The organism is Thalassospira sp. (genome assembly GCF_040218635.1).
Classification (GTDB): Bacteria; Pseudomonadota; Alphaproteobacteria; order Rhodospirillales; family Thalassospiraceae; genus Thalassospira.
This window is the reverse complement of the sequence record NZ_JAVJRB010000012.1, coordinates 18,925-44,757: the sequence shown is the minus strand read 5'-3', so window position 1 is coordinate 44,757 and position 25,833 is coordinate 18,925. Positions and strand designations below refer to the sequence as shown.

Annotated in this window: 23 protein-coding genes; 9 read left to right on the top strand and 14 right to left on the bottom strand. The window is 46.2% G+C overall.

Going from position 1 to position 25,833, the window contains the following annotated elements:
* Positions 1–4 precede the first annotated feature (4 nt).
* From RIC05_RS14070 to RIC05_RS14035, 8 genes are all read right to left on the bottom strand, one after another.
* A complete protein-coding gene (locus RIC05_RS14070) occupies positions 5–700 on the bottom strand; it encodes an acylneuraminate cytidylyltransferase family protein (protein WP_350045374.1) in 696 nt (231 codons plus the stop codon).
* Between the two features lie 20 nt (positions 701–720).
* Positions 721–1,473 (bottom strand): SDR family oxidoreductase, encoded by a 753-nt coding sequence (locus RIC05_RS14065; protein WP_350045373.1) that lies wholly within the window; start codon positions 1,471–1,473, stop codon positions 721–723.
* The gene (locus RIC05_RS14060; protein WP_350045372.1) at positions 1,470–2,369 is read right to left on the bottom strand and encodes a Gfo/Idh/MocA family oxidoreductase; all 900 of its coding nucleotides are present in this window, start codon (positions 2,367–2,369) and stop codon (positions 1,470–1,472) included. Before RIC05_RS14060 ends, RIC05_RS14065 begins: the two co-directional genes overlap by 4 nt.
* Positions 2,369–3,247, bottom strand: a complete 879-nt coding sequence (locus tag RIC05_RS14055; protein ID WP_350045371.1) for an aldo/keto reductase — start codon at positions 3,245–3,247, stop codon at positions 2,369–2,371. Before RIC05_RS14055 ends, RIC05_RS14060 begins: the two co-directional genes overlap by 1 nt.
* On the bottom strand, positions 3,244–4,443 hold the full coding sequence (pseC, locus tag RIC05_RS14050; protein ID WP_350045370.1) for a UDP-4-amino-4,6-dideoxy-N-acetyl-beta-L-altrosamine transaminase: 1,200 nt from the start codon (positions 4,441–4,443) through the stop codon (positions 3,244–3,246). Before pseC ends, RIC05_RS14055 begins: the two co-directional genes overlap by 4 nt.
* Positions 4,440–5,441 carry a UDP-N-acetylglucosamine 4,6-dehydratase (inverting) gene (pseB, locus tag RIC05_RS14045; RefSeq protein ID WP_350045369.1) on the bottom strand — a complete coding sequence of 334 codons (1,002 nt, stop codon included), beginning with the start codon at positions 5,439–5,441 and terminating at the stop codon, positions 4,440–4,442. Before pseB ends, pseC begins: the two co-directional genes overlap by 4 nt.
* 18 nt (positions 5,442–5,459) lie before the next feature.
* The gene (locus tag RIC05_RS14040; RefSeq protein ID WP_350045368.1) at positions 5,460–6,269 is read right to left on the bottom strand and encodes an FkbM family methyltransferase; all 810 of its coding nucleotides are present in this window, start codon (positions 6,267–6,269) and stop codon (positions 5,460–5,462) included.
* A gap of 133 nt (positions 6,270–6,402) precedes the next feature.
* Entirely contained in the window at positions 6,403–7,194 is a 792-nt protein-coding gene (locus RIC05_RS14035) for an FkbM family methyltransferase (protein WP_350045367.1), read from the bottom strand.
* A gap of 381 nt (positions 7,195–7,575) precedes the next feature.
* On the opposite strand from RIC05_RS14035, the gene RIC05_RS14030 reads away from it, so the two are divergent.
* Genes RIC05_RS14030 through RIC05_RS14005 form a run of 6 tightly spaced genes read left to right on the top strand, consistent with a single transcriptional unit; the run spans position 7,576 to position 13,606 of the window.
* Positions 7,576–9,045: a hypothetical protein gene (locus RIC05_RS14030; protein ID WP_350045366.1), complete on the top strand. Its 1,470-nt coding sequence runs from the start codon at positions 7,576–7,578 to the stop codon at positions 9,043–9,045.
* 11 nt (positions 9,046–9,056) lie between these two features.
* Positions 9,057–10,211 carry an N-acetyl sugar amidotransferase gene (locus RIC05_RS14025; protein ID WP_350045365.1) on the top strand — a complete coding sequence of 385 codons (1,155 nt, stop codon included), beginning with the start codon at positions 9,057–9,059 and terminating at the stop codon, positions 10,209–10,211.
* 12 nt (positions 10,212–10,223) lie between these two features.
* Positions 10,224–10,892 carry an imidazole glycerol phosphate synthase subunit HisH gene (gene hisH / locus RIC05_RS14020; RefSeq protein WP_350045364.1) on the top strand — a complete coding sequence of 223 codons (669 nt, stop codon included), beginning with the start codon at positions 10,224–10,226 and terminating at the stop codon, positions 10,890–10,892.
* Complete coding sequence (gene hisF, locus RIC05_RS14015) at positions 10,885–11,754, top strand: imidazole glycerol phosphate synthase subunit HisF (RefSeq protein ID WP_350045363.1); 870 nt, start codon at positions 10,885–10,887, stop codon at positions 11,752–11,754. The genes hisH and hisF overlap by 8 nt, the downstream gene beginning before the upstream one ends.
* Positions 11,751–13,031, top strand: a complete 1,281-nt coding sequence (locus RIC05_RS14010) for an N-acetyl sugar amidotransferase (protein WP_350045362.1) — start codon at positions 11,751–11,753, stop codon at positions 13,029–13,031. The genes hisF and RIC05_RS14010 overlap by 4 nt, the downstream gene beginning before the upstream one ends.
* Before the next feature lie 8 nt (positions 13,032–13,039).
* Complete coding sequence (locus RIC05_RS14005; protein WP_350045361.1) at positions 13,040–13,606, top strand: GNAT family N-acetyltransferase; 567 nt, start codon at positions 13,040–13,042, stop codon at positions 13,604–13,606.
* 153 nt (positions 13,607–13,759) lie between these two features.
* On the opposite strand, the gene asnB (RIC05_RS14000) is transcribed toward RIC05_RS14005, so the two are convergent.
* The 3 genes from asnB (RIC05_RS14000) to RIC05_RS13990 all read right to left on the bottom strand — a co-directional run bounded on the left by asnB (RIC05_RS14000) (position 13,760) and on the right by RIC05_RS13990 (position 18,334).
* Positions 13,760–15,694 (bottom strand): asparagine synthase (glutamine-hydrolyzing), encoded by a 1,935-nt coding sequence (gene asnB / locus RIC05_RS14000; RefSeq protein WP_350045360.1) that lies wholly within the window; start codon positions 15,692–15,694, stop codon positions 13,760–13,762.
* Between the two features lie 142 nt (positions 15,695–15,836).
* Positions 15,837–16,694 (bottom strand): hypothetical protein, encoded by an 858-nt coding sequence (locus RIC05_RS13995; RefSeq protein WP_350045359.1) that lies wholly within the window; start codon positions 16,692–16,694, stop codon positions 15,837–15,839.
* A 137-nt stretch (positions 16,695–16,831) separates the two neighbouring features.
* The gene (locus RIC05_RS13990; RefSeq protein WP_350045358.1) at positions 16,832–18,334 is read right to left on the bottom strand and encodes a B12-binding domain-containing radical SAM protein; all 1,503 of its coding nucleotides are present in this window, start codon (positions 18,332–18,334) and stop codon (positions 16,832–16,834) included.
* Positions 18,335–18,465: 131 nt separating this feature from the next.
* On the opposite strand from RIC05_RS13990, the gene RIC05_RS13985 reads away from it, so the two are divergent.
* The 3 genes from RIC05_RS13985 to asnB (RIC05_RS13975) are packed head-to-tail and all read left to right on the top strand — an operon-like array spanning position 18,466 to position 22,099.
* Positions 18,466–19,326 (top strand): methyltransferase domain-containing protein, encoded by an 861-nt coding sequence (locus RIC05_RS13985; protein ID WP_350059764.1) that lies wholly within the window; start codon positions 18,466–18,468, stop codon positions 19,324–19,326.
* A 44-nt stretch (positions 19,327–19,370) separates the two neighbouring features.
* Positions 19,371–20,198 (top strand): PIG-L deacetylase family protein, encoded by an 828-nt coding sequence (locus tag RIC05_RS13980; RefSeq protein WP_350045357.1) that lies wholly within the window; start codon positions 19,371–19,373, stop codon positions 20,196–20,198.
* Entirely contained in the window at positions 20,198–22,099 is a 1,902-nt protein-coding gene (asnB, locus tag RIC05_RS13975; protein ID WP_350045356.1) for an asparagine synthase (glutamine-hydrolyzing), read from the top strand. Before RIC05_RS13980 ends, asnB (RIC05_RS13975) begins: the two co-directional genes overlap by 1 nt.
* Here the strand turns inward: asnB (RIC05_RS13975) and RIC05_RS13970 are convergent.
* From RIC05_RS13970 to RIC05_RS13960, 3 genes are read right to left on the bottom strand one after another with little or no spacing between them, the layout of a single operon-like run.
* Complete coding sequence (locus RIC05_RS13970; RefSeq protein WP_350045355.1) at positions 22,044–23,864, bottom strand: asparagine synthase-related protein; 1,821 nt, start codon at positions 23,862–23,864, stop codon at positions 22,044–22,046. The genes asnB (RIC05_RS13975) and RIC05_RS13970 overlap by 56 nt on opposite strands.
* The gene (locus RIC05_RS13965; protein ID WP_350059763.1) at positions 23,857–24,969 is read right to left on the bottom strand and encodes a glycosyltransferase; all 1,113 of its coding nucleotides are present in this window, start codon (positions 24,967–24,969) and stop codon (positions 23,857–23,859) included. The genes RIC05_RS13970 and RIC05_RS13965 overlap by 8 nt, the downstream gene beginning before the upstream one ends.
* Positions 24,969–25,832 (bottom strand): hypothetical protein, encoded by an 864-nt coding sequence (locus RIC05_RS13960; protein WP_350045353.1) that lies wholly within the window; start codon positions 25,830–25,832, stop codon positions 24,969–24,971. The genes RIC05_RS13965 and RIC05_RS13960 overlap by 1 nt, the downstream gene beginning before the upstream one ends.
* Position 25,833: the final 1 nt, after the last annotated feature.

The following is a 25,833-nucleotide window of genomic DNA, read 5'->3' as shown; positions in this document are numbered from 1 at the left end:
AGCTTCATACTTGTATTGTTCCTATGGCAGCACGGCCTGCGGCCAGAACACGCGCTAAAATCAAATCATCCGGCTCATCAATATCCGCAGCCGCCCAAATTGGCATAGGCTCGAACTTGTAGCCGGGCCCATAAAATGTTCCCGCACTACGAAAAGCAGGGACCCGTGCGATCCAAATTGCGCCAGTAGGACAGTACAATTCAGGCAAATCTTGAGATCGCGCCTGACCTGCTTCTGGAAACTTTGGTCTCGGGCTACCATCAACCAACAGAGTGTTTGCCCACCAAGGGTTAGACCAACCATAGGCAAAACAACTAATCTGGAAATCTCGATCACCGCGGATGAAGCTATCAACAGCTTTGTTGATAGCTTTCGCGTCACGAAGAGGGCAATTGGGCATTAACTGCACGACTAGGTCATATGTAACCTGCCAGTATTCCTCCGCTTGCTCCAGTGCTAACAGAGTAGCTGCTGACACATGGGCATGATCATCGGACGCAGCAGCGCGAAGGAAAGGAACTTCAGCTCCTGCCTGTCTAGCAACTTCTGCGATAGATTGATCGTCTGTACTAACCAATACTCTATCAAAGCAACCGCTTTGAAGCGCTGCTTCAACAGTCCACGCGAGCATTGGCTTGCCCAAAAAATCAATTATGTTCTTCTGAGGAATTCGTTTGGAGCCACCGCGTGCAGGAATCACGGCAAGAACTCGCCTTGCTCTCACCATATGGTCCAGCCCCCGTCAACTTGCAAATTTTGACCTGTTATGCCAGAACTGCGTTGGGAAAGTAAGAACTGTACTGCTCCATAAACTTCTTCTTCATGCAACATTCGACCAATTGGTACAAGACTCGCGTATCGTTGACGAAAAGCTGGGTCAACTCTACCTTCAATGCCGCCATAAGAAATTGTATTGACCATAATATCCTTTGGAGCCAATCGAACAGCTAACTCTCTGGTCAAATGCGCGAGCGCAGCCTTAGCTACACCATAATGCAACGGCGATTGCCGCTCATAGTCATCATACAGACGTGGACTTGCTGCAACTTGACCATATTGGGAGCCAATGTTTACTATGTTCTTCAGCGTATTCGGCATTTTTCGGACAAGCGCCATCGACAACTCATAAGGGATAACTACATCAACAATATATTCACCTATGAAGTTTTCCCGACAAATATTACCGTCGTCCTCAATGGTCAGATATTCAAGACTTCTTGCATTGTTGACCAACCCTGAAATCGAAACCTTGTTGAGATCGCAATGATCAAGAATTATGTTAATGGCATGTGGTTCCGTAAAGTCGACCGCTAAACCGCTGACTTGATCATTGCTGACGGCAAGGGACGATATCAATTCACGGACACGGTCCTTTCGACGCCCAGTGAACAGTACCTGATATCCATCCTCAATCAGCCCCTTTACCAGAACCCGGCCTATCTTACCTGTTCCCCCAGTAACCAGAACAGTCATTGACTCCGCCCCTTTTCAATCAGAGAAACTGATCGATATACAAGGCCGAAATTATTGTCAGTCTGCGGATCTTCGATCTGACGCATAAAAGCCAGCAACGCAGAACGGAACGCCGAAAAACTGTCGTGAAACTTTAGAATTACTTTCCCGTTGCTACCTTCAACTTCTAAGCTTATTCCTTCTTTGCTCTCAGAACCAAGACTTTCGAAAACGGTTTCCACTCCACTCTCCCAATGAGAAGTCAATCTCACAGCATCCTTATTGGAATACCGTCTCTCATGCCGTATGGGTTGATCAGCAGGGTCCAACATCTGCAATCCAGGTTCAATGACATGCACTGCATATTTATCCCAACTCTTAGGAGTTCTGCCAACGATCCGCTGTAATTCTCCGATCTCGTACCGTTGTTTCTCACTAAGCTGCAGTTCGTTGGCGTAGCGCAGTGCTGAACATGAAAATATTTGCCCGTCAAACTTACACAGAGATTGCAAGGTGGTAAGATCACGCATGGACAGGGCCATCGGTTTATCAAGATATACAGGCAACCCTGCATCTAGAAAGGGGGCAGCAAATTTGGCATGATTTTGTGCGTCATCCCGAGCCAGTAAAATAGCGTCAACCTTGCCAATCATATCTTCGGGAGTAGAAGCAATATTGTCAATTTTGGAGGCTCTAGCTATTCGGTCAGATAATCTAGAATCCTGAGTCCAGATGTAAGTAACTCTGCCCGATTGAATTTGATCGTCAGGCCATTTTCGTTCCGCTAGATACTCCGCGATTATAGGGAAATCACAATCCTTCATGTACTCTGGTTCGTATCCATTGAAAATAGCCGACCAAGAATAAGGATGACCATTTCCCTCCGAAAACCCGATAATCCCAAGCCGAACAATCATCAGATTTTCCAATTTCCGGGGTTCAACAATTGTGCGTCATCACAAGCCAAACTCTCGGCATTATTCACCGTGGACTTCTCAAAAGACTGCAAGCACTCTTCGAGTTCGCCGCAGCTCGTCACGCCAATAACAGCAACATCAATCTCTTTCTGACCTCGAACAAAGGAAATTGCGATATCTTGTGCCGTCCGACCAGAATCCGCGACAAAAACATTCCACTCAGTCAGCAACTTTCTCCATGGAGTGAAATAGTCAAGTTCCTGACTTTTGAGATCAACCAACAACCCCTGCAAGAATAGAGATCTAGCATGAATTTCTACATTCGCATTTTTTAAACGGGCCAAATGACCGCTATGCAGCAACCGCTGATCAAGGATGTTAAAGGGTAATTGAACAAGATCGACATCAAAATGACTTAGCAGGTGATCGATTTGCTCTCCGTCATAGATTGACATGCCAATCCTCCGGACAAGACCTGCTCCCCGGTACTCTGTCAAAATATCCCAAAATCGTGGACCAAAGGTCCCCATTAGATCAGAGTATTGATGAACTAACATACCATCAACAGCCCCCAATAGCTCCAAGGATCTGTCTAAACCAGCACGTACGATTTTCTCGAGCTCCAGTTCGGACTGGCTAGCCGCATCAGATGGCAAGTGGATCGTCTTTGTGATGACGGAAAAGCCGTCCAGACGAGAACCCGCAAGAATCCGTTCGCTTGCACCATATGCAGGCGCTGTATCCAGAATTCCAATACCTGCTGCTCTTGCCCGGTCAAGAACATCTTTGGTCTCCTTGGACGAAAGCTTGCCGGTTTCATTGCTAATACCGTAGTCCATACCAAACTGCGCTGTTCCAATCGCCATCACTGCGCTCATACGACTGCCCGCAGGTTCAAAACCTGAGCAAGGGCTTCCAGAACACGATCAACATCAGTGTCTTCCATTGCCGGGAAAAGAGGCAAAGAAAGTTGTTTCTGGTAATAGGAGTCAGCTCCGGGTAAATGCTGTTTCCCGTATTTTTGTTGATAGAATGGTTGCCTGTGTACTGGCAGGTAATGAACTTGGCTCCCGATGCCGCGTTCACGTAGCTCCTGCATTACTTGTTCACGGGGTTTTCCCACAGCATGGAAATCAATATGGACGGAGAAGAGATGCCACCCATCTCCGTCAGGCGCAGATCGCGGAACTGGCTTGACAATTGGAGCAAGCTCACCAATCAAGTCATTGTAGCGACAGGCGAGTTCTCGGCGCCTTGCGAGGAAACCCGGAGCCTTTTTCAACTGACTTGTGCCAAGAGCACAATGAAGATCACTGGCTCTATAATTATAACCAACTGTCGCCATTTCATAGAACCAAGGAAATGGTTTTCCTACAGAATCGACACCTTGGTCTGGCATAACAAAGCGTGCGGCATCACGCTCCATTCCATGATTTCGCAGCAGACGCAATCGTTCTGCGAGGTCGTCAAATTCTGTTGTTATCGCTCCCCCCTCGCCCATTGCAATGGTTTTTACTGGGTGAAAAGAAAAACAGGTCATCGCTGCCCAAGGCGCGGATCCAACGAGTATATCAGATCCAGAGTATGCACCACCGATTGCGTGACAAGCATCTTCGACGATAGCGACATGCCCCATGCCCGAAGGCAAGCTGGTCGAACGTACATCGGACATAGCACCGTTCAAGTGGACTGGTAATACTGCTTTAACCCTTTCGGCAGGAAGCTCCCTCAAGGCTGCATTAAGGGTTTCAGAAGTAAGAAGACCTGTTTCTGGATCTACATCGGCGAATTTGATGTCCGCGCCGACATAAATACCGGCATTAGCAGTTGCCAAGAACGTCAAAGAAGGCACAACTATTATATCTCCAGCCCCTATATCTAGCGCCATGAGTGCCAAATGTAGGGCTGCAGTGCCACTATTACAAACGACCGCATTTCGAGAGGACGTGAAACGAGCCAAGTCCTCCTCAAACCGACCGACACATGCTCCACCTGTCAAAGAATCACTTTTTAAAGCAGCTATCACTGCTTCAATGTCGTCGTTATCAATATGATGACGGCCATATGGGATCATAGGTTCAGCTCTTTGTTCAGCTGAGCGATCTCCTCAACTGACAGGAACCAGTCATTGCCGCCAGAAACATATTCAAATCTCCGCTCAACGGGCTGACCTTTCTCCCCCAGTTTATTCAAAGAATAGTCGTGGGGAGAACCATAGAACTGGATTGTTGGCTGAATGACAAAGTGATCTTTGAATTCAAGAGTTAGATGAGAATCATCCAAAGGACACATCGCTTCATGCAATTTCTCACCTGGCCGAATACCAACAAACTTCACGGGAAGGTTTGGTGCCATTGCTTCAGCTAGATCGCAAATTCTAACAGACGGGATTTTGGGAACGAAGACTTCACCGCCATGCATCCGCTCGAAGTTCTTAAGCACAAAATCAACCCCGTTTTGCAACGTGATCCAGAAACGCGTCATGTCCTTGTCCGTAATTGGCAAATGGTCCGAGTTCTCCGCAATCAGTTTCCGAAAAAATGGAACCACGGACCCCCTTGAACCGACAACGTTGCCATAGCGTACTACAGAAAACCTAGTTCCATTGAAGCCACTCAGGTTATTGGCTGCAACAAACAGCTTGTCTGAAGCCAACTTGGTCGCCCCATAGAGGTTAATTGGATTTGCAGCCTTATCCGTTGACAACGCAATGACTTTTTCCACGCCATTTTTAAGCGACGATTTGATGACATTTTCTGCACCGTGGATATTCGTATTGATAGCTTCCATCGGATTGTATTCCGCAGCGGGGACTTGCTTGAGCGCGGCTGCATGAATAATAAAATCCACATCACGAGTTGCCATATCTAGCCGCTCGCCATCACGTACGTCTCCGATGAAATAACGCATGCAATTGTCGTTAAATTGCTGCTCCATTTCATACTGTTTCAACTCATCGCGGGAATATACAATCAATCTAGCAGGTTTATAGCGACTTAGAATCGTTTCCACATATTTTTTGCCAAATGACCCTGTCCCGCCTGTAATCAGAATAGACTTATTATTGAACATTTTTCGATCCAACGTTTTTTATAATGCAGAAGGAGCAAGCAACACCGTACGCAAGCCCCCCTCGTGGCATATCAGACTGATCGCATCCTCGCAGGAGATGTCCTTGTAAATATTTCTTGAAACGGCGTCAGATTTTACAGTTTCAATTGCTTTGTAACCTTTACTATCGACAATTTTGCTTCCCGCCTCCCAAGACGATGCCGCCAACGGAACAGTATACCCCAAATCAAACAACTCTCGCAGCACAGGCGCAAAGGCGTTATCGCCATGATAACGTGACAAATGAGTTTCAAAAATGACCTGAGGCTTAGCTGTACCAGCCTTCAATGTTTCCACTAATCCGCGCAGGATGGCAACCTCATGACCCTCTACATCCATACGGATCAAATCTGGAGCACCATACTCATCGACCAACTGCGGCAACGCGTAGGTCTGAACGTCAATAGATTCTCCATTGAGGTGCTCTACTCCACTTCCACTATTGTGAAAAGTATTGAGATTGCTTTGATGGGCAAGGTGAAACTGTTTCGTACCAACAGTATCCGAGACGGCACCTTCACGGACCGTTATGTGAGTGACCGCGTTAAGCTCCAAATTACGCTTTAGAAGCTTAACATTGGACGGAGACGGCTCTATTGCCAAGATGTGCCCATCCTCTCCTATTTTCTTACTTTCCATAATGGCATAATAGCCAATGTTAGCACCAATATCGAAAATCCTGACACCTGGTTTGAGAATCATTTCAAGCATGCGCTTGTGTTCGATCTCCCTTTCACCGAACAAAATCAATGTCCGTGAAATCCCTCTGTCCTCTAGGTCGAGCCACATGCGGTAATCATAGACTGGCCGACACACAAATCGCCTACGCAATACTTTACGATAAAACAGGCTGTAAAAATGCCCGTACACAGCCCGGATTAGAGCAGGAGCCCCCCTATCCGATAGGGTAGAAAAAACACTATTAAACAATTTCTGGAACTTTCTCAGGTGTTAGCAAATATTCAGACAGACGAAACTCTTGCACAGGTGCACCGTCTATTTCGGTACATTTGTACCCTAGGGAAGCAATAAGACTCGTTAGATTCTCAATACTCTCCCCCATTAATCCTATTTCAAAAGGATGTACACTCAAAAGGATCGTTGGTTTGTGCTCATGAAGTAGTTCCCGTGCACCCGCGAGAACTTTTAATTCCGCCCCCTCAACATCTATTTTGATGACATCCGGAACAAGTCCATGTTCAGCACAAAATTCATCAAGCGTTATCTGCTGACGCTCTACTTCTTCATAAGCGGCAGGGTTCTTTTTCACAACCTGCGCATTCTGCCCTGAGACCTCAGCGCTTTCGAAGAAGCGCATTAGCTTAGCTTCATCACCAACCAGTGCTTCAATAACTGTGATGTTATCAAAACCATTCCATTGGGCATGCTGCCGCAAGCAGGATGCATTTACCTTACTAGGCTCAAATGCAAAGATTTTGGCTCCTGTCGCCAAAACGCTGGCCACCGGCAAGGCAACAAGACCGATATGTCCGCCTACATCCAGAAAACATGTTTTGCCTCGACAAGCCTCAACAGTCGCGACAAAACCATTATTATGCCCACTTCCCCAAGCTTCGAAATTAGAAAATGCGAAATAAGCAGACAGCTTGAAAGGCCCATACGCTCCGATCATTTGGCTAACCTTAGCCTTATCGGCAAAGCTCTTTACTCCAAATCGAAACATCTTCCCCATAACTTGCCAAACTGGGGACATGAACTTTAACTTTCCATGGCGCAGGTGCCGCAATCGGGCAGTAATGGTACCCGGCATTACAAAAAACTCTCAAATCTAATGTTTGTTACAATACACATGAAACAAGGGCGACATTCACCCTCTGAACCAAGTTGTTCATAAGCAGCGACAATATGCAGTGTAGCCATCAAATTCAACCTAATTTGACCAAGATGATTTCATGAATATCTTGTTTCTAGTTGGCACAAACACTGTAAAAGATAAATCGTTGACCCATACCTTTATATATTCTAGAAACCTCAGTAAATCGGGTGTTGCAGCGACGAGATAGTGAGAAAAATATCGCCATACGGCTTTGCCCCGACCCCCCCCCTGATAATTGCCTGGACATAGCTCATTTAAATGACCCAAGAACACCTTCACAAGAAGTCAGTTGCACTGTTCATGCAGGCCGAAGTTTCTCGCCTGAACTTGGCAATGCTAAGGCATTTAAAACAGCGCTATGGCTACTATACAATTATTTATGTAGGGACATCAGAAGGCGTAAAATCCTATAGCAAGCATGTTGACGACAATTTAATTGATGAAATTGTCGTGTACGATGTTTTTGGCAAAAACCTCCTTAAAACAAACCTCAACCAACAAACAGTCCAAGATAGAGCCAAAAAACAGGAGCAGAAATACGATACCCCATTTGGTGTCATGTACATGCATCGTCGCGAAACTGGCTTAGGATACTCGCTTGGCGGTGTGAACCACCCCCTATCTCCAGCAGCGAAGCACGCTACTCAGACACAATCACTTCACGCCTTCAGTGAAGCTATTGATTTTTGGGAGCAAGAAATCAAAAAAAAGAACATATCGCTATTCGTCAATCACCTGAAGGTAGAAGCTGTCGTAGCACGTAAGCACGGTATTCCATTTAGATATTTTTACGCCACTAGGTATAAGAACTTTTACTTTTGGGCGGAGAACGAATTCATTGAGTTCCCTCGCATTGAGGATCATTATAAAATGATTGAAACATCAGAGGATGTTAATATGAACCAGCAATACTACCAAGACGTCATAAGCAAGACACGCTACAAATCATTATCGCCAGAAATACTAATAATAAAAAACATTCTCAACGCCTTGCATAGATTCATTTATGTGAAATTCAAAAAATACGACGACTCAAGCCAGTATTATCTATCCGAACGCATAAATTACTACATAAATTACTACTGGACTCAAAAGAAAATAATTAAAAACCATACCCTGAAGTTAAGCGACTTAAAAAACAAAAAATTCATTTACTTCCCGTTGCAGACAGAACCTGAATATTCCCTACAGGCCATGTCACCTGAATACTTCTATCAGCTTGAGACTATTGCGAAAATATCCCGAGATTTGCCTGCAGATGTTACGTTGGTTGTCAAGGAAGCAGTGTATTCTTACGGTCGTCGTCCGCGAGACTTCTACAGAACTCTTGATTTGCTGAAAAATGTCGAATTGATGGATCCTCGCGAACCAGGTTGGAAAGTCGCCCAAAAAGCAGACGCCGTTGCAAATATTTCGGGAACTGCGAACTTAGAAGCCGCATTGGCCGGAGTACCGGTAATAAGCTTTGGGCAGCATAACAATTATGACTTTCTTGACCATGTCCTTACTGTAAAGCAAGAGAGTCAAGTTCGAGAGTTTCTTGTTCATATATTTGACGGGCATGTAGATAGGGACAAAGCTCGCACTGATGGTGCTAAATTAGCCTCAGCTCTTGAACGACTCTCCATTGACATGGAAAAATTCGATACACTCAATCTTGAAAGCTACAACGATGAACAAGTTAGTAAAGCCGTTGATGCCTTAATAGATAGTCTTCAAAAAAATTAAAGAGAGCGAAAGTGATTGGTTACTGCAAACGATGCCTAACCCCTGACACTTGGCCAGATGCAGTGTTTGACCAAGAAGGTGTATGCCTCCCCTGCCGCGTAGCAGAGACAATGGAGGATATTGATTGGAATGAGCGGCTGAATGAACTTCACCGTATAGGAAAATGGGGAAGGGACCACAGCCACAGTCACTATGATTGTATCGTCGGTGTCAGCGGCGGAAAAGACAGTACTCGACAAGCCTTCTACGTCAGAGATGAACTCGGACTGAACCCGCTTCTAGTCTGCTGCACTTACCCGCCAGAAGAGATGACAGAACGAGGGGCCCATAATTTAGCGAACCTCGCCGAATGCGGCTTTGATCTGCATGTATTGTCGCCTGCTCCCGTCGTATCTAAAAAGCTAATGAACTACTCATTACATCAACACGGCAACCTATTCCGAGCCACTGAACTCGCTCTTTATGCTACGCTACCTCAGACTGCTATCTCCTATGGTATCCCCCTTATTTTTCTTGGCGAGAACCCTAGCCTCACCTTTGGCGGTAAGGTCGGTAGTTTTGACAGCGACGCCAACAACCAGCGCAGCCATAATACACTGGGTGGGGCTAAAGTGGCCGACTGGCTTCCTGCTGGGGTAAAAATCAGCGAGCTTGTCCCCTATTGCTATCCTGATGAATGGGAGTTCGACAAAGCAGATATACGCATTGTCTATCTTGGATACTTCATGCGTGACTTCAATGACATCGTTAATACGGACTTTGCTCTCAATCACGGACTTGAACCACGAATTGGTGACGATGCAAACCCTGAATGGACGGGTTCCATCAATCCTGCAGATGCCTTGGATGAAGAGTTTGTTCATATCAACCAATTCTTCAAATATTTAAAACTAGGCTATGGCAAGGTTACCCAACAAGCTAGCGTTAAGGTTCGGCACGGGCAAATCACCCGAGATGAAGGGATTGAGCTTGTTCGCAAGTATGACGGTAAATGCAACGAAATCTATCTAGACAAACTAGCAAACTATTTAGATATTCCACGATCAGAACTGGACGATCTAATCGCATCATATCGCAACAAGGACTTGTGGCATCTTAACAATCATGGCGAATGGGAATTGAAAGAGGCTATTTACAGCCACAACAATGCCGAATCAGTGTGGTAACCGGAGTCTGTCATGAAAATAGTTTCCATTCTTGACTATGGCACGGGAAACATAACATCCTTGGCCAATGCGTTTGGTCGCCTTGGAGCCCCCTGCCAAATCATAAAGACAGTCACACAAGTTCAGAAAGCTGAAATTCTCGTACTAGCTGGTGTTGGCTCCTTTGAAGAAGCTATGCGTCGACTAGAGAGAAGCGGCCTTGGGGACGCAATTCGAGACGCTGCAAATCAGAGAACAATTCCAGTATTCGGTATATGCCTCGGCATGCAAATATTTGCAGAAACCGGTATGGAGCCTCATGCTTGCCGTGGGTTAGGTTTGATCAAGGGAAGCGTAAGGCAAATGGAAAATATCCATGGCCTGCCTCTACCTCATGTCGGGTGGAACGAGGTAGAGTGGATCCGCCCCCTCATAGCTCCAAGAACACTGTCTTTTATTGATGGCCATTATTACTTCGACCACAGCTTTGCGCTTACGGACACTGAAGCCCATGTTGTCGGGACTACTCATTACGGAACACGGGTAACGGCAGCCATCTGGAAAGATAATATTTTTGGAACTCAATTTCACCCAGAAAAAAGCCATTTAAACGGATTGAAACTAATTAAAACATTCCTCTCATTCGCCAATGGTGGACTACACACCAAGGCAGAGAACGGGGGGCTTCCGGAACATGCTTAAGAACCGTTTGATTGCTGTAATCCTAGTAAAGGACGGACTTGCCGTCCAGTCGATCGGGTTCAATCGTTACCTTCCCGTTGGCAACCCTGTGATCACAGCAGAATATTTTTATCGCTGGGGGGCTGACGAAATTTTGCTTGTCGATATCTCCGCCCGCCATCACGGAAACGGGCCAGATTTCAATCTGATCCAACGTATCGCGGGACAAATTTTTGTCCCTCTCGGATACGCAGGAGGCATTCGCAACGCTGATGACGCCATCCGAGCAGTCCATGATGGAGCAGACAAAGTGGCAATTAACCAACATGCCCTTGATCGTCCTCAGCTGATTGCCGAAACTGCAGTCGTGTTGGGACAACAAGCAGTAATTGGAGCCATGGATATCGTCACGGATAGGACTGGGAGTTATACCATTCGCGACAAGGACGGATCTATCGCGCCATTCAGTCCTGAAGAGCATATTGAACAATTGCAAGAATTCGGAGCAGGTGAACTGCTTATAAATTCGGTAGATAGAGACGGTCGAAGAAATGGGTATGACCTTTCTCTTCTGAAAATATTGGCTAAACGAGCTAATGTTCCGGTAATAGCTATGGGTGGAGCTGGGCAACCGCTTGATATAGCGAATGTTTTGGCAATTGGTGGCGTGTCCGCCGCAGCAATTGGTAACATGCTGCATTATACCGAACATAGCCTGTTTCTCATTCGCTCCATGCTTCTGGAAAGTGATGCCCAACTGCGCCAAGACTTACCAATCAGTTACAATAGAAGCTGTCTTTCAGAACGCGGCAGACTTAGAAAATATACTGAAGATAGCCTGAAGCAGGCACGCTTCATTCATCCTGCGGAAGAAGTAATATGAAGTTTTGTGCTCGATGCATCTACCCAGAAAATCATCCTCTTGGTCTGATATTTGACGCAGACGGAGTGTGTAGTGGTTGCCGTATCCATGAAGAAAAAGATGATCTGGACTGGGATCTTAGGTTTAGCCGCCTTCGCAGCATCACTGATGCCTATAGAAGCCGTAACAACGGGCAGTATGATTGTATAGTGCCTGTTTCAGGGGCAAGGGATTCCTGGTTTATTGTAGATACTATTCGGCGCAAATTGAAACTCAACCCGCTGCTTGTATCCTATAACACCCATTATATGGTCGACCGAGGCCATCGTAATATGTCTTATTTACGCACTGTTTTTGATTTAGATTGTCAAACAATGATACTCGGCAAGGAATCTCTGCGGCGTATCACTGAAAAGACAATTGACAAACTAGGTAGCATCTACTGGCACTGCCTTGCTGGGCAGTCTGTTTTTCCTGTTCAAATGGCTGTCCGTCACCAAATTCCCCTGATCATCTGGGGGGCACATCAAGGATTAGATCAGGTCGGTATGTTTTCGCATACCGATGAAGTTGAGATGACCCGGAAGTATCGTAAAGATCACGACCTGATGGGGTTCGAGGCTGAAGATCTTGTGAACGAAAGTGATGGCCTACCTGAACGTATGCTGGCTCCTTTGTTCTACCCTAATGATCGCGAGTTACATCAGGTCGGAGTGCGCGGCATCTATTTAGGGAACTATATCCGATGGGATTCCAAAGCCCAACATGAAGAGATGATTCAACATTATGGCTTTGAAACAGGTGCTCAAAAACGTACGTTCGATCACTATAATCATGTAGATTGCGCCTTTTATAGTGGACTTCATGATTATATTAAATTGTTAAAACATGGATACGGAAAGGTCAGCGACCATGCGAGTAGAGAAATCCGCTTGCACCGCATGACCAGAGAGCAAGGCATTTCCCAAGTCGCTAAGTATCAAGACATTATCCCTGATGATAGTGCCATCTTTGCCCGTTGGCTCGGCATTTCCGAGGCAAGCCTGATACAAGAACTTGAAAAACATCGAAACCAGAATTTATGGAGCTGCTCATCTAGAGGTGAGTGGAATTTGCATAGATCTGCTATCACCGCTTACGTGCCAGAAAACGTAGATGAGCAGCGATTGAAAATAAGCGGTGACGATTGGCAGTTTCCAATACGAGAATCTCGCAACCCTAACAATGCCGAAACGGAACCATCAATCTTGCAACGCGGTTATGTCGATGGCCAAAAAGCACCGTCTTGGGACACGTAGGAAAGTGAATGACGTATTTTGCTGAAAATAACCTAATTGGCCTTCGTGGCGTGAGACGGGAAGATTTGCTAAACATTCGGCGCTGGATGGAAAACCCCGAAGCAACCCGCTATATGGAAACGGGCTCGCGCCCTATCCCAGACAAAGAACTTGAAGCGATATATGACAGCTTCACTAACAGCTCTGACAATGTCGTTTTCATCATAGAAAACAAAGAAAGCGGCGAAAGCGTCGGCTTCTGCGGCCTATACTTAATCCAGTGGGTTTGCCGGCGTGGCGAGTTTCGTATTCTCATTGGCGAAACAGACGCCCTAGGTAAGGGCTTGGGCACAGCCGCACTTAAGGAAGTGGTAGGCTATGCATTTGACAAACTGAACTTGGAAACACTTTACCTTGGCGTAAACACAGAAAACAAACGGGCAGTTTGTTCCTATGAGAAGGTTGGTTTTCAAAAAGAAGGTGTCCGGCGGCAGATAATATATCGCAACGGCTTGTACTATGATGCGTACATGATGAGTTTATTGCGCAGTGAATATGAAGTTGATCGAAGATCAAAAAACACGCCTGATCAATGAATTATCGAGAACACACCCTCTTTGCTCGCTGAGATTACGGGGTAACGACACAATTCTCATTCCGCTATCAGGACGTAGGCCAACAAAACTTCTTTTGCTGTAGACTTCGTTGTCTGGGTCATTTTAGGAGGGTTTTCATATAGTCAGGTCGGCTCAAGCCGAAGGAATTAGTACCCTATCCTGCCACATGGCAAACATCATTAATGCCAAAATCTGTTTTCCTTCCAATAAAGTCGATGAAGGAAAACCACTTAGCAATTTATCAATGGTCTTCGGACAGAAGATACCGCTTTGTCGAAACCGTGTTGACAACAGATAGTCACCTGCCATTTCTCTTAACACTCCCCCCCAAGCACCGTTCATAGGAATCATGAACGCCTTTTTCTTACCTATCTGAGGTAAGCTTGGTAGGATCTTTGTAGCCATATCTCGCAGAGCAATCTTGTTCCTTCCCCTCTTTAGCTTGCGTCCCAACGGAAGCTTTGCAGCGAGTTCGACCAAGCGATGATCACAGAACGGTACTCTCCCTTCGAGTGAATGTCCCATCAGGACTTTGTCCTGCTTAAACAATATATTGTCTGTTAGCCAAGTTTCGTACTCCATCGCCATCACTTGGTCGAGAAAACTATGTACTCCATCCTGTTCGCAAACTGACAATGTCCTACTTACACGATCCAATGTAGCCTCTCCCTGACCGGGATGAAAAGTGGACGAAACGAGTACCTCCCGCAAATCCTCAGGAAAGAGCCCCACGTAAGTTAGATAACGGCGTGCCTTGTCTGGTAAATTGACGACAATCTTCGCAAGCCTATCCCTCCCAAGCTTACCTGGCTTCACCTGATAGTCGACCATAGCATCCAATAAGGCTATCGGGATCAAGTTTACGCCCGCACCTGCCGTACCGGTCAACCATTTCGGTAGAACTTTACTAATACAATCGAAAAGCTGCATGTGAGGATGATGGACATAGCCACCAAAAATCTCATCTGCTCCCTCACCTGTCAAAATTACCTTTACGTCTTCGGCAGACCGGGCAGCTAACATATCCATTGCAATGACAATCGGGTCAGGAAACGGCTCATCAATCCGGTGTACAATGTCCGGCAAAGACCTTAGATCTTCCGGCCTCATAACAACTTCACTGTGCTTGGCATTCAACGCATGAGCAACCTGCGCAGCTTCGGCAAGCTCGTCTTCCTCTCCCTCAAACCCAATAGAGTATGTACGGATGGCCTGACCATGATGCCGGGCCATCAACCCGGCAACGACACCACTATCTATACCACCGGATAAGAAAGCTCCGAAAGGTACGTCACTGCGCATACAAAGCCGAACCGCATCTTCGAGCAAAAATTCCAATTCTTCATCTTCGGCTCTTGTGAACGCTGGACCGGTAGAATTGAACTGCATCGACCACCAGCGTACGGGCTGGAATGAACCTGACAGTATCTCATCGTAACCCAAGCGAACCCAATGGCCCGCCGGAAACTTGTTAATTCCCGCGACCATGGTTTTTGGTCCAGCTACATAACGTAGGGTCAAGTAATCATCTAGCGCAGAAGGATTCACGCTGGCTCCATTAGGAAGCCAATTAACCAAGGCTTTAAATTCAGAAGAAAAAACCAAACCCGTCTGTTTTGAAAGAGTATAATAAAGAGGCTTAATACCCATACGATCTCTCGCCAGAAGCAGCTCCTTCTCCTTACGATCCCATAGGGCAAATGCAAACATCCCAATTGTTTTAATCAGAAATCCAGTATCCTCAAGGATCAAGCCAGCCATCAGGACTTCACTATCCGAGTCCGTCCGGAACTGCCAACCTTGCTGTTCCAACCCGCCTCGCAATTCCGCGTAATTATAGACCTCTCCATTGTAAACGAAGACATATCTCCCGTCAGGGCTGGTCATCGGCTGACCGCCATGATCAAGGTCGATGATCGACAGCCTAAGATGCCCTAGAGCAATATTATCGTCTGCTCCAGTCCATACACCCTGCCCATCGGGTCCCCGATGAAGCATAGTCGACATCATGTCATGTAATACGTGCTCAGACGCTTCTGGCCCCAAAAAACCCGCTATACCGCACATTTCGCTCTATTCCAGCTCACCAAAACTGAAAAATCGCGAACTAGCCATATATTTCTTTGATTGATCCTTCTTTTGTATCAATACGTTAATCAGAATTCTGCGTAATATCTTGTTCGCAAGCGCTGAGCGCCCCAATGTCACGTTAAACAGGCGCAGTAGAATGAGCCGGGATGTCGTCATCAACATGTGCAAGTTCCCTAAAGGCATACAAATAATCCGCCGCCAAGGCGATACAATAGCGATCATCCATCCAAGTAGGCCGCAGAACTGACCGCCCACTTAAGCCCGTCTCTATGCGTTGTAAAACAGAACTTTTTAAAGCCGCAAATGCGTGGGGATAAAGGTAGTCAGTATTTCGGCTGCACGCAGATTCATCAATGCCACCTTTGTCATCAACAACCCTATTGACGGCCTGCTCTGCCTTTTTCAAGGCAGACAATACGTCTACGGCTTCTAAGCTGTTCTTAGGCAGCCATTTGAGCAAGCATGCAAGCACGGACATAGTAATAGTTTGGTAACCGGTATCAAAACCACCGTATTCCGGGAACACCCCTGAATCGTTCTGCAGCGCAATACAGTCACTGATTCTGCGTTGAGATACAGCACTAAATTCATCATCTCCGGATAATTTCTTCCATGCTTGAAGGGCAAGAGCACTAGCGGCCATCTGATTTGCCACATCCGGATTGGTATTCATTGCCAGCCAGGCTATTGTTTTTTTAGCGTCTACTAATTCTTGCTGCCAGCCAGCATCGCCACCGGTTAGACGAATAGTTTCACAAAACCCTGCTGCGGAAAAGGCAGTAGCACAGAAACTACGTTCGTTAGGGTAGACTTCCGAACAAGAACCGTCGCTGTTTCTGTCAGCAAGCCAGAACCTCCAAACTCCCCGAATCCATGCTAATAGCTTCTGCGATCGAAAAAAGGGATTCTCCGGTGAATCGATACTATACGCCAGAGCAAATAACAGGCCTGCCTCCTGCAGTCTGGCATTCGACATGTCATGTAGTCGATAATGCCAGTACTGCCGATCACAACTGCCATAGCTTTCTGCTGTGGAGTCCCTGTCAGTCCCACCTAAGACCCTCGGTATTGTTTCCAACGCAAGATCCAAAAACTGCCTCATAAGAAGAGACCTTAACTGCTGTTTTTGTTGGTTGCAAAGTTGAATACGTTCATGCCGCCGATCACAACATTACGCAACATGTTACTGTTTCGAATCCGGGTAAGTTGCAACCAAATATAGGAAGGGCGCAAATAGAAGCGACGATAGAAACGTTTAACCGTTTTGCTCAGATCATCAGCATCTACATCACAGTAAAGATGGTTAAAAGATCCCTGAACATGCAAGCGATCCATCGCTGCATTTTTCGCACCGTCGTCAATGCTCTCATCCATACGCTTCACGTCGCGGAACAAGGGCGTCCCTGGATATGGCGTGCAGATACCGAAAGTTGCTGTGGTCGGTTTGATTTCAATGGCCAAGTCGAGCGTTTCTTCCATGGTATCGTAGGTTTCACCCGGCATTCCCACCATGAAATGTCCATGTGTGGCAATGCCCACCTCGTTGCACCATTTGAATGCTTCACGCGTTTGTTCAAGGGTAATCCCCTTCTTTACCGCGTCTAGCACATCTTGGTTACCGGACTCTGCGCCAAACTTGATCAGGTGGCAGCCAGCTTTTTTCATGACTGTCAGCATTTCAAAGTCAACGGTGTCGACCCTCGCGTTACAGATCCAAGAGAATTTATAACCACGCTTGTCTATGCCAGCACAGATATCGAAAACCCGTTGCCGGTCAGCGGTGAACGTTTCATCTCGGAAATAAATCTCCTTCATCCCGTTTTGCAGATAGTAGCCAATATCCTCAACAACTTTTCCTGCTGACTGGAAGCGGGTGCGAGTGCCGTGGAAGAAGGGAGCCGTGCAATAACTGCATTTAGCTGGACAACCGTGAGAGCTAGAGACAGTAATATACGGTAAGTTTTTCACGATCGGGTTGAAATAATCAACGCCTTTAGGCAGGAAATTGACGTTTAACGGTGGAATTTGATCGAGATCTTCAATGTAATCATAACGCTTGTTCTTGATAACTTCGCCGTTATCATCTTTAGAAACAGTACCCTGTACCGCGCGCGCGGTCACCATGTCATTATTGTTAAGCGCCCGCGCTAGATCACGGATCACCCATTCCGGCTCTCTCTGAATTGCAAAATCCACCCCCTTTTCTAGCGTAGCCTCAGGCTGAAAAGTGGGGTGAGATCCGTAAACAGCAGTCAACATCTGCGGATTTGCTGCTTTCAATTGGCGCAGATAATCTGTATCACTATTTGCTGTCATCACCGACGTCGACATGATGGCAAGACGAGCACCAGCAATCCGTTTCTTAACCTCATCAATCTCAATTTGTTCAGCCTGAGCATCTACAAAGACTACGTCATGGCCTTCCTGCTGCAAGATCGTCGCAACTGTCAACAGCTCGAACGGCGGAACTGTTGCTCCGCCAATCCTCTTGCCACCGCACCAGCAACCGTAAATAACGTCCCTGATGACATTCTTTTTATTTTCCAAGCAAGGTTCGACTACGGCGATTCTCATTTTTGTGCCTGCCCCTGAACTACGGCTTAAAAATACTTGCATTTCTGCATATCTTAACGTACTTCGCTTTTCTTACATAAATAGACCCTTTTGGTAAAGAAAATTACTTCCAGTTGGTCAGGAGTGCGTTCGGTCTCCTTCATCCAAAACGCTGAGACAAGTTCGGTTTTGTCATGTTATCTTGTAATTTTATCAATATTCTGCAATGCCCTGACTGCGCTGGAGAAATTGCTCAGAAAAACGAGCACGCTCTATATTGCAAGGGTTGCGAACGGATTTTCGCCGTAATCAATGGCATTATTTGCATGTTGCCTACTGAATCAAAGAGTTTACCAGATAGCTACAAGGATCCGGATTACCTCAAAATGAGCGACAATTTCGATGATTCTTCGTCTTATTTCACCGAATCTAACCCGGTATTTAGGATGATCCACGAATCATCACACAAAAAAGTCGCCTTCTGGGAAGATAAACACCAAAGTAAAGCTGGGAACGCATCCAACTGGACAATCGATATCGGGACCGGTCAAGGTTATCATTGGCCCTTTGTTAAGGATAACAGTCGATTTGTGGGCTTGGATATCCGCATGGAAAGTTTAGAAAAAATTAAACAAATCTTCCCTGATGCGCTGCTCGTGCAAGGAAATATCCTGTCTATACCGTTCAAGGCGAATGCTTTTACGCGCGCAGTATCAATTTATGCGCTAGAACACATATACTTTCTCAATGAAGGACTTAAAGAAATTCATCGTATCCTCGCACCAGAAGCCGCATTTCATGTTGGTATTCCATGCGAAGGGGGACTTGGCTGGACGTTGGGCCGTAAACTTACTTCAGAGCGATCAATGTCTAAAAGATATAACATAGACTATCGCAAGTACATTGCTCTGGAACACTGCAATACCGCCTTGAAAATCAACAAAGCGTTAAAATTGCATTTCAAGTTAGAAAAAACCAGCCATTTTCCGTTCCCGTTTCTGCCAAGTATTGACCTAAACTTAACCCGAACCATGCAACTCCGGAAATCAAAGTAACAATATAGTACCTAAAGACTTCTCCGAATCCTAGGACGCCTGATATGCTCCGCAAGGTCAAAAACCTGATCACACGTTTTGAAGCTCTGATCTGGGCCAAGCGAAGATACAAATTCTTGGTCAGCAATCTAACTAACGTGGAGGATTTGACAAAAGCACGCGATCTGATCTCGAGCTTGGTTTATACAAATCATATACGTCCACTGTCGGCCATGGTTCCGAAAAACCGTAAAATCCTAGTCATAGCTCCGCATCCAGATGACGAAATAATCGGCCCAGGTGGCTTTCTTCTGATGGCAAGAAAACGACACTGTGAAATCTCAATTTTCTACCTCTCCTCTGGGCAAGTTGATCAGTTTGAGATCCGTGAAGCAGAAAGTCGCGCCTTATGCCAAGAAGCAGGTTGGACACCATTTTTTGGCCGCAATACAGCTGGGAAGCATCCTTGGAAAGCAGACAATCTCACTGAAATCATCAATAAGCTGCAGCCAGACATATTAATGCTTCCCTTCGTCTTGGACGACAACCCTGATCACCGACACGCAAATGAAGTTCTGTACAACTCATGGAAAGCCACGCGGATGGCACTAAAGACCAGCGAAGTGTATGCTTATCAAGTCTATTCTGCGATTATTCCCAATGTGGTCGTTGATATTTCCACTGTCATACGAGAAAAGGCCACCTACATTCGTTTTCATAAATCGCAAATGAAAACGCGTGATTGGGTGCATTTCACCCTAGGTCTTAATGCGTGGACTTCAAGGTGGTTAAAAACTGACGGTAACGAAGCTTGGGCAGAAGGTTTTATGGTTATGCCATGCCATGAGTATATAAGCTTGATTAGCCATTATTGCGGTAAGGATAGTACCTAATGTGTGGATTTACTGCGATTATTGGATCCGGAAAGCATAATCAAGATGGACAATGGTGCCCCAAGTTAATCGATGGCATTGACCGTGACCTATATCACCGTGGCCCAGACGATGGCCGCATCATGTGTCATTCTAATTCTGTATTGATATTTCGGCGGCTCGCAATAATTGATCCCCATGCTCAGTCTAACCAGCCAATGCGCGACGAGACAGGGCGCTATGAACTCGTTTTTAACGGGGAAATATATAACTATAAAACATTACGCTACGAACTCGAAGGGTTTGGCTGCGTATTTCGCACCAAAGGAGATACTGAAACATTGTTGCAAGGGTTTATCTTATGGGGACCCGGAGTTTTCGCCCGTTTAGAAGGCATGTTTTCCTGCGTTATCATTGATCACAACTTACAACAAGGATACGCTGCACGTGATAGCTTTGGCATCAAGCCATTGTATTTAACACGTAAGGACGGCTATACCGCATTTGCCAGCGAAGCGCGGCCACTGAGACGTTTGATTAACCGTTCAGAAATTGACGCCAATGCTCTTAGTGAGCTACTAATGCATCGCTTTGCTGCCGGACGTCTGTCAAACTACAGAGATATTGATTTGCTGCCTGGCGGTAGATTCGCGCGTTTTCGCCTAGATGGATCAGAGTGGTCAGAAACTGTCTTTTCGGACCCACTTGACACCCTTAATCCAAGTGAACAATTGGACGAGGAGACAGTCCTCGCTCAATGTGAAGAAGCAATCAGCCAATCGATCAAAGATCATATGCAAAGTGATGTCGGATATGCGCTACAGCTATCAGGTGGCGTGGATTCAAGTCTTGTACTGGCGATGACATCAAAGTATGCGGATCAGCCGCTTGATAGCTATGCTGTAAGCATAAATGATGACCGGTATGACGAAGGGAAGTGGCGTGACATGGTTACGCTGCAGTATCCTGTTCGACACAAAAACATTTCCCTCTCCGGCGAGGATTTCGCTGAAGCTTTACCGGATGCCGTAAAGTATATGGATGGCCCAGTTCCTCATTTTGGGTGCGTAATGCTAAAATTATTGTGCAAGGAACTGGCGCGGAAGCATAAGGTTGTGTTGACTGGTGAAGGAGCTGACGAATTTTTCGGTGGTTATGACCGTTATGCCCGCTGGCAACAACTGGACAAATTTAACCGCATTGCCAAGCTTGTACCGGGAGTGCTTTGGCCATTTCTTCAGCGCTATAAGTTCCTTCATCGTTTCCACGGCAACGATGCAGCAGTTGTTTCATCAATCTATTTTGATTTCATGCAGATGCAAAGCATGTTCCCAGAACTAAATTGGCAAGGTGGCGCAAGAGAAGAAACAGCTCGTCGTTTCAATGACTTCCCCACGCGTATGATGGCGGTGGACCAAACCAGCTATTTATCATCGTTGTTAATGCGGCAAGATAAAATGGCTATGTCTGCTAGTGTCGAAGCAAGGGTGCCATTCACACATTTACCACTAGCAAGAATAGTAAATAGCATTGGCATGGGCTTGCGAGTTCCTGGTGGAGAAACCAAACCCTTGTTGAAACAGATTGCTGCCAAGTGGCTTCCTAAAGACGTAGTCTTTCGGCGCAAGGTTGGCCTCAATCTGCCACTTGACGAATGGTTGAGGGACGAACAAGGGTTAGGAGGGTATCTGCCCCTGCTAACCGAGAGCTCCTCGCGTCTTGGTCAATATGCTAACCAAAAGATATTACGCTCGATGGTCGAGAATTTCCGTCGGGGCTCATCGACTCCAGGGATGCCTCCGTTAGCCCACCTGGTCAACATAGAATTATGGTTACGCTCTTCGGAAGATTTAGAGATTGGAACGGTCAGTGCTTCACTTGCGAAGAAATCAAAAAATGTTCCAGCGACAACAATAAATTGATTAGTACTGCGTGATCATGTGCTCCCCGATCATGGGCCGCGATGGTTTCAGCAATTGCATCCATGTTCAGAAAAGACAAGCTGGCAAGGGCTTCTGATTGCGGAAGAAATCTATATCGATTCTCAAGACGCGGTGATGCAGCAAGCTGTGATTTCGCTGTAGGCCATGATCTGTCTGCTCTCGATGGGCTACGTTGCATGTCAGAACCTAATAATTTGTGCTTTGCAAACTGCATCACTTTTGAAAAGGTTTGCTTAGACAAAGACACACCTGCAGGATAGTTCGTGTTGGCATTTCGAATTTCCATCAACTCGGGAGCCAATTGAACAAGTCCCTTTTGATAGGCTGTTCCATTCAGCTTTTGACGACCGGTCATTCGCCAAGACAAGTCGAAAACGTTGTTTTCCAAGGCTGGGGCTCTGCAGTCCATGAAGCTGCGGACTGACATCATCATTGGGAATGAATAGTGGCGGGACAAATTATGACCGTGAAAATACTCCCACAAAGTATACCCTTCAGCACCTAATCTTCTGCCACGGTCCTCTATATTCTCAACAGATTCGCGCAACGCCTGTTCGATACCCTGCCTACTATTTGAGTGAACAAGAGACCAGAAATCCGACTGCTTCAAGCGATAGGATACATTTTTCAGATAAGTTTCCGGTAAATCATCCCCCAAAGGCAAAAGGCGTGAATGAATAGCAGGCCGACCAAACAAAGTTCCAAGGCAGGTAGGTAGGTATAGCCCGCCAAAAAAAATATCAAGTCCAAGCCCAATTAGCAGGACATCGCACTGCCTCGACAACCTATCTCCGTAGCCCATAAACTGGCATTCACTGTATATCTGCTGCGCACCAGTCAAAAATGCAGCCGTCTCAAAGTAATCATTTAGAATACCCGACTTGCGGGGCAAAAAGGTGAAGGGCATTCCTGCGACGGCGGCGACATCTCTGGCAACATCACTTTCGTTGTTTTCTTGCATGCAGGTCGTATAGCAATCCAACTGTGTTGGCGATGCAGCAACAAGCGCGCGAGAATCCAAGCCCCCACTCAGCAACAATCCAACTTTCTTGCTATCGGAAAGATACAAAGACATCGCGGATTGCAAGGTACTTCCGATGACCTCAGGCAACTCCTTATCCGCGATCGGTGACAAGGAAAAATCTGGTTGCCACCAGACACTACTAACTGGTTCATTATCTGGTGTAAACCGAACTAAACTGGCGCTGCGCTGGTAATAGGTGTTTTTCAGAAGCGTCTTTTCGCCCATCAGACGACGCAAATAGAGAAACTCTGCTGCAGCCATGTCATCGACAGCAAGCGTCGGCAACACCGACCGCAACACAGATAGATTACTCGCAATATCAAGTCGTCCTTGCTCCCAATGCCAGAAAAAGGGTATTGATGAAAACCTATCAACAATACTTAGAATCTGCTGCTGTAAATGACTAACTATTAAAATGGCAAAACTACCATTAAGACGCACCAACTCATCTTCAAGCGAGGATGATAGGCCCCGTTGCATTAGGGCGAATACAGCTTCATCATTTATTTGACCGTCAACAGCCGGATGTCCGATAAGAAATATTTCGAACTCTCCAAGGTCAGCCAAAACAACACTTGTTTGACGAATAATCGGATGCATGTTGTCTGCTGAGAGTACCACACTACCTTGCCGGTAGATAACCGTCCTGTCATCGTAAGGCTGGGCCCGATCTAAAGACATTGATAAATGAAAGAACCATCGCCCTTCTTTTTCAGTCATGACCTTTCCTAATTATACTACGATCAAGAATAGCCTTAAAGTGATCGACAAATAGCAGTCCCGCCTCCGGTCCGGACACATACGCTAGATAACGTAATTGTCCTTCCCGAGCAATTTCAAGCAATCTGTGTTCATCACTCAGTGCAGTCTCAAGGACTACTTCAAAGTCAGAAAAATCGAGTTTATAGGATAGGAATGTCTCTCCCGGCACATAAAAGTTTGGCCAAGTTTCCATGTGACTCATATCAGGCTTGACAAGCATCGCACCGGCCAAAAAGACTTCGAAATCCCGAAGAGTAATTTCGCCAAGGCCGAAAGGAGATACGGCCAATTTGCTTCGGCTGAGCTCTCTAAAATATGCCAGTCGTGACAGTTTTCCTGTTTGCAGGCGTGAACCGAGCATATCCGCAAGATGCTTTCGATGAAATGCAACAGAACGGCGTGAGTAGTTTGTCCCCATACGTAAACTTGCATTCATTAGGCGCCCGACAGATGGGGCCTTACAATTCCAAGGAAAGCGTAGCAAAGTCTTCAAAGGGGCCTTCTCATATAGCGCCATACGCAACGGTCCAAACAAACTGTAGTCAGCGAGGCCCGAGTTCCAACCTAAACACAGTTTTTTAAGGTCATCAGGGTTTGAAACCGGCTCAGAGCTCTCGTTCTGGTCATCTTTGATACCAAAAAAACGATGATAATAATCTGCATAATAACGGTGGCCATAAAGTGGCTGTAGGTACAATGATCGATCAACCAAAAGTTGTGATTTGCAGTACAGGTCAACAAAAGGAAGGATCTGAGCATGATCCCAAGACGCACTATCTGAAATATCGCAGAATATCAACGCTCCCGCTCTAGACCGATTTTTTTGCATCTCTGATAAAATTCGGTCTTTCCCTTTGGCCCATCGAGGGGACAAAGCCTTACTGTCAACAATCAGATAATCGCAGTCTGGAAGATCGTCTTTTGCATATTCTGCTGAAAACAATTTCAACTCGATCCCAGCATCTAGAAGCAATTGGCTATGCAACAACAATGGCATGAGAAAGGCCCTGCCGTTTGGCGTTGCAAACCCTGCGGTCTGAATGTGGACCAACCGCCGCGACATTAAAAGACCCCTAGGGACTGAATCGGCTCGCTATACGCCCGATCAGGGACCGTATCCCCTTCACCAAGGCCTTTAACAAACATAGCTCTTGGCTTTCTCTCTGCAGGAACCACGCCAATGGGAAGAAAGCGCTCGTCCATTATGACCCTCGCAGCTCGGAACCTAATAAATGCTACTGCTGCCAACGCTTTCCAGTCTTTAATCAAAATCTGACTTGGTCCAAAAGAGGCATGCATGAACTGCAAAGCATGCATGCGCCCCCATCTTTTTCTAAAGAAAACATAGCTTCGCCCCGATCCCGGGACATACATTATGACGGCACCTGCATCAAAGTGTTGCTGTAGAACTCTGTTTTCATCAACATCGTTAATATGATCGATTGCCGCTTGCCCCAAGCGAACGAACAAAGCCCTCCCCCCCCCGAAGATGCCGGGGATCACAGTAGAAAGTGAGACTTCGGCATTGTCGATCTGGTGGAATTGGAAACGTGGCAGGATTGCTTGTACAGCTTCCGTTGCTGAGTAGTTCGTGATGATCCAGTTTTCCTGACGTGTGGCTTCTAGCAACAACTTTAAACTAAGGCTTCTCGCATTTGCCGAAACAGCCCAACTAGTCATATTCACCAGCCACCGATCCGCTAACCATGCCGGACGAGATGCCAGAAAACCAATAAACCCGGCAATAGAGCCATCATCTCCCTTGATACAAAACCCCGGGGGTGGGCAGTTACTTTCATCAATGCAAAAATGTGAACTGAAGCGAAAAATACGACGATATGCGTCTTCTCGACCACCAAGGTGTTGCAACAGAAAAGAAATCACCGGTTCCTGATCATCTAGTGTCGCCTTTACAACACTATACATT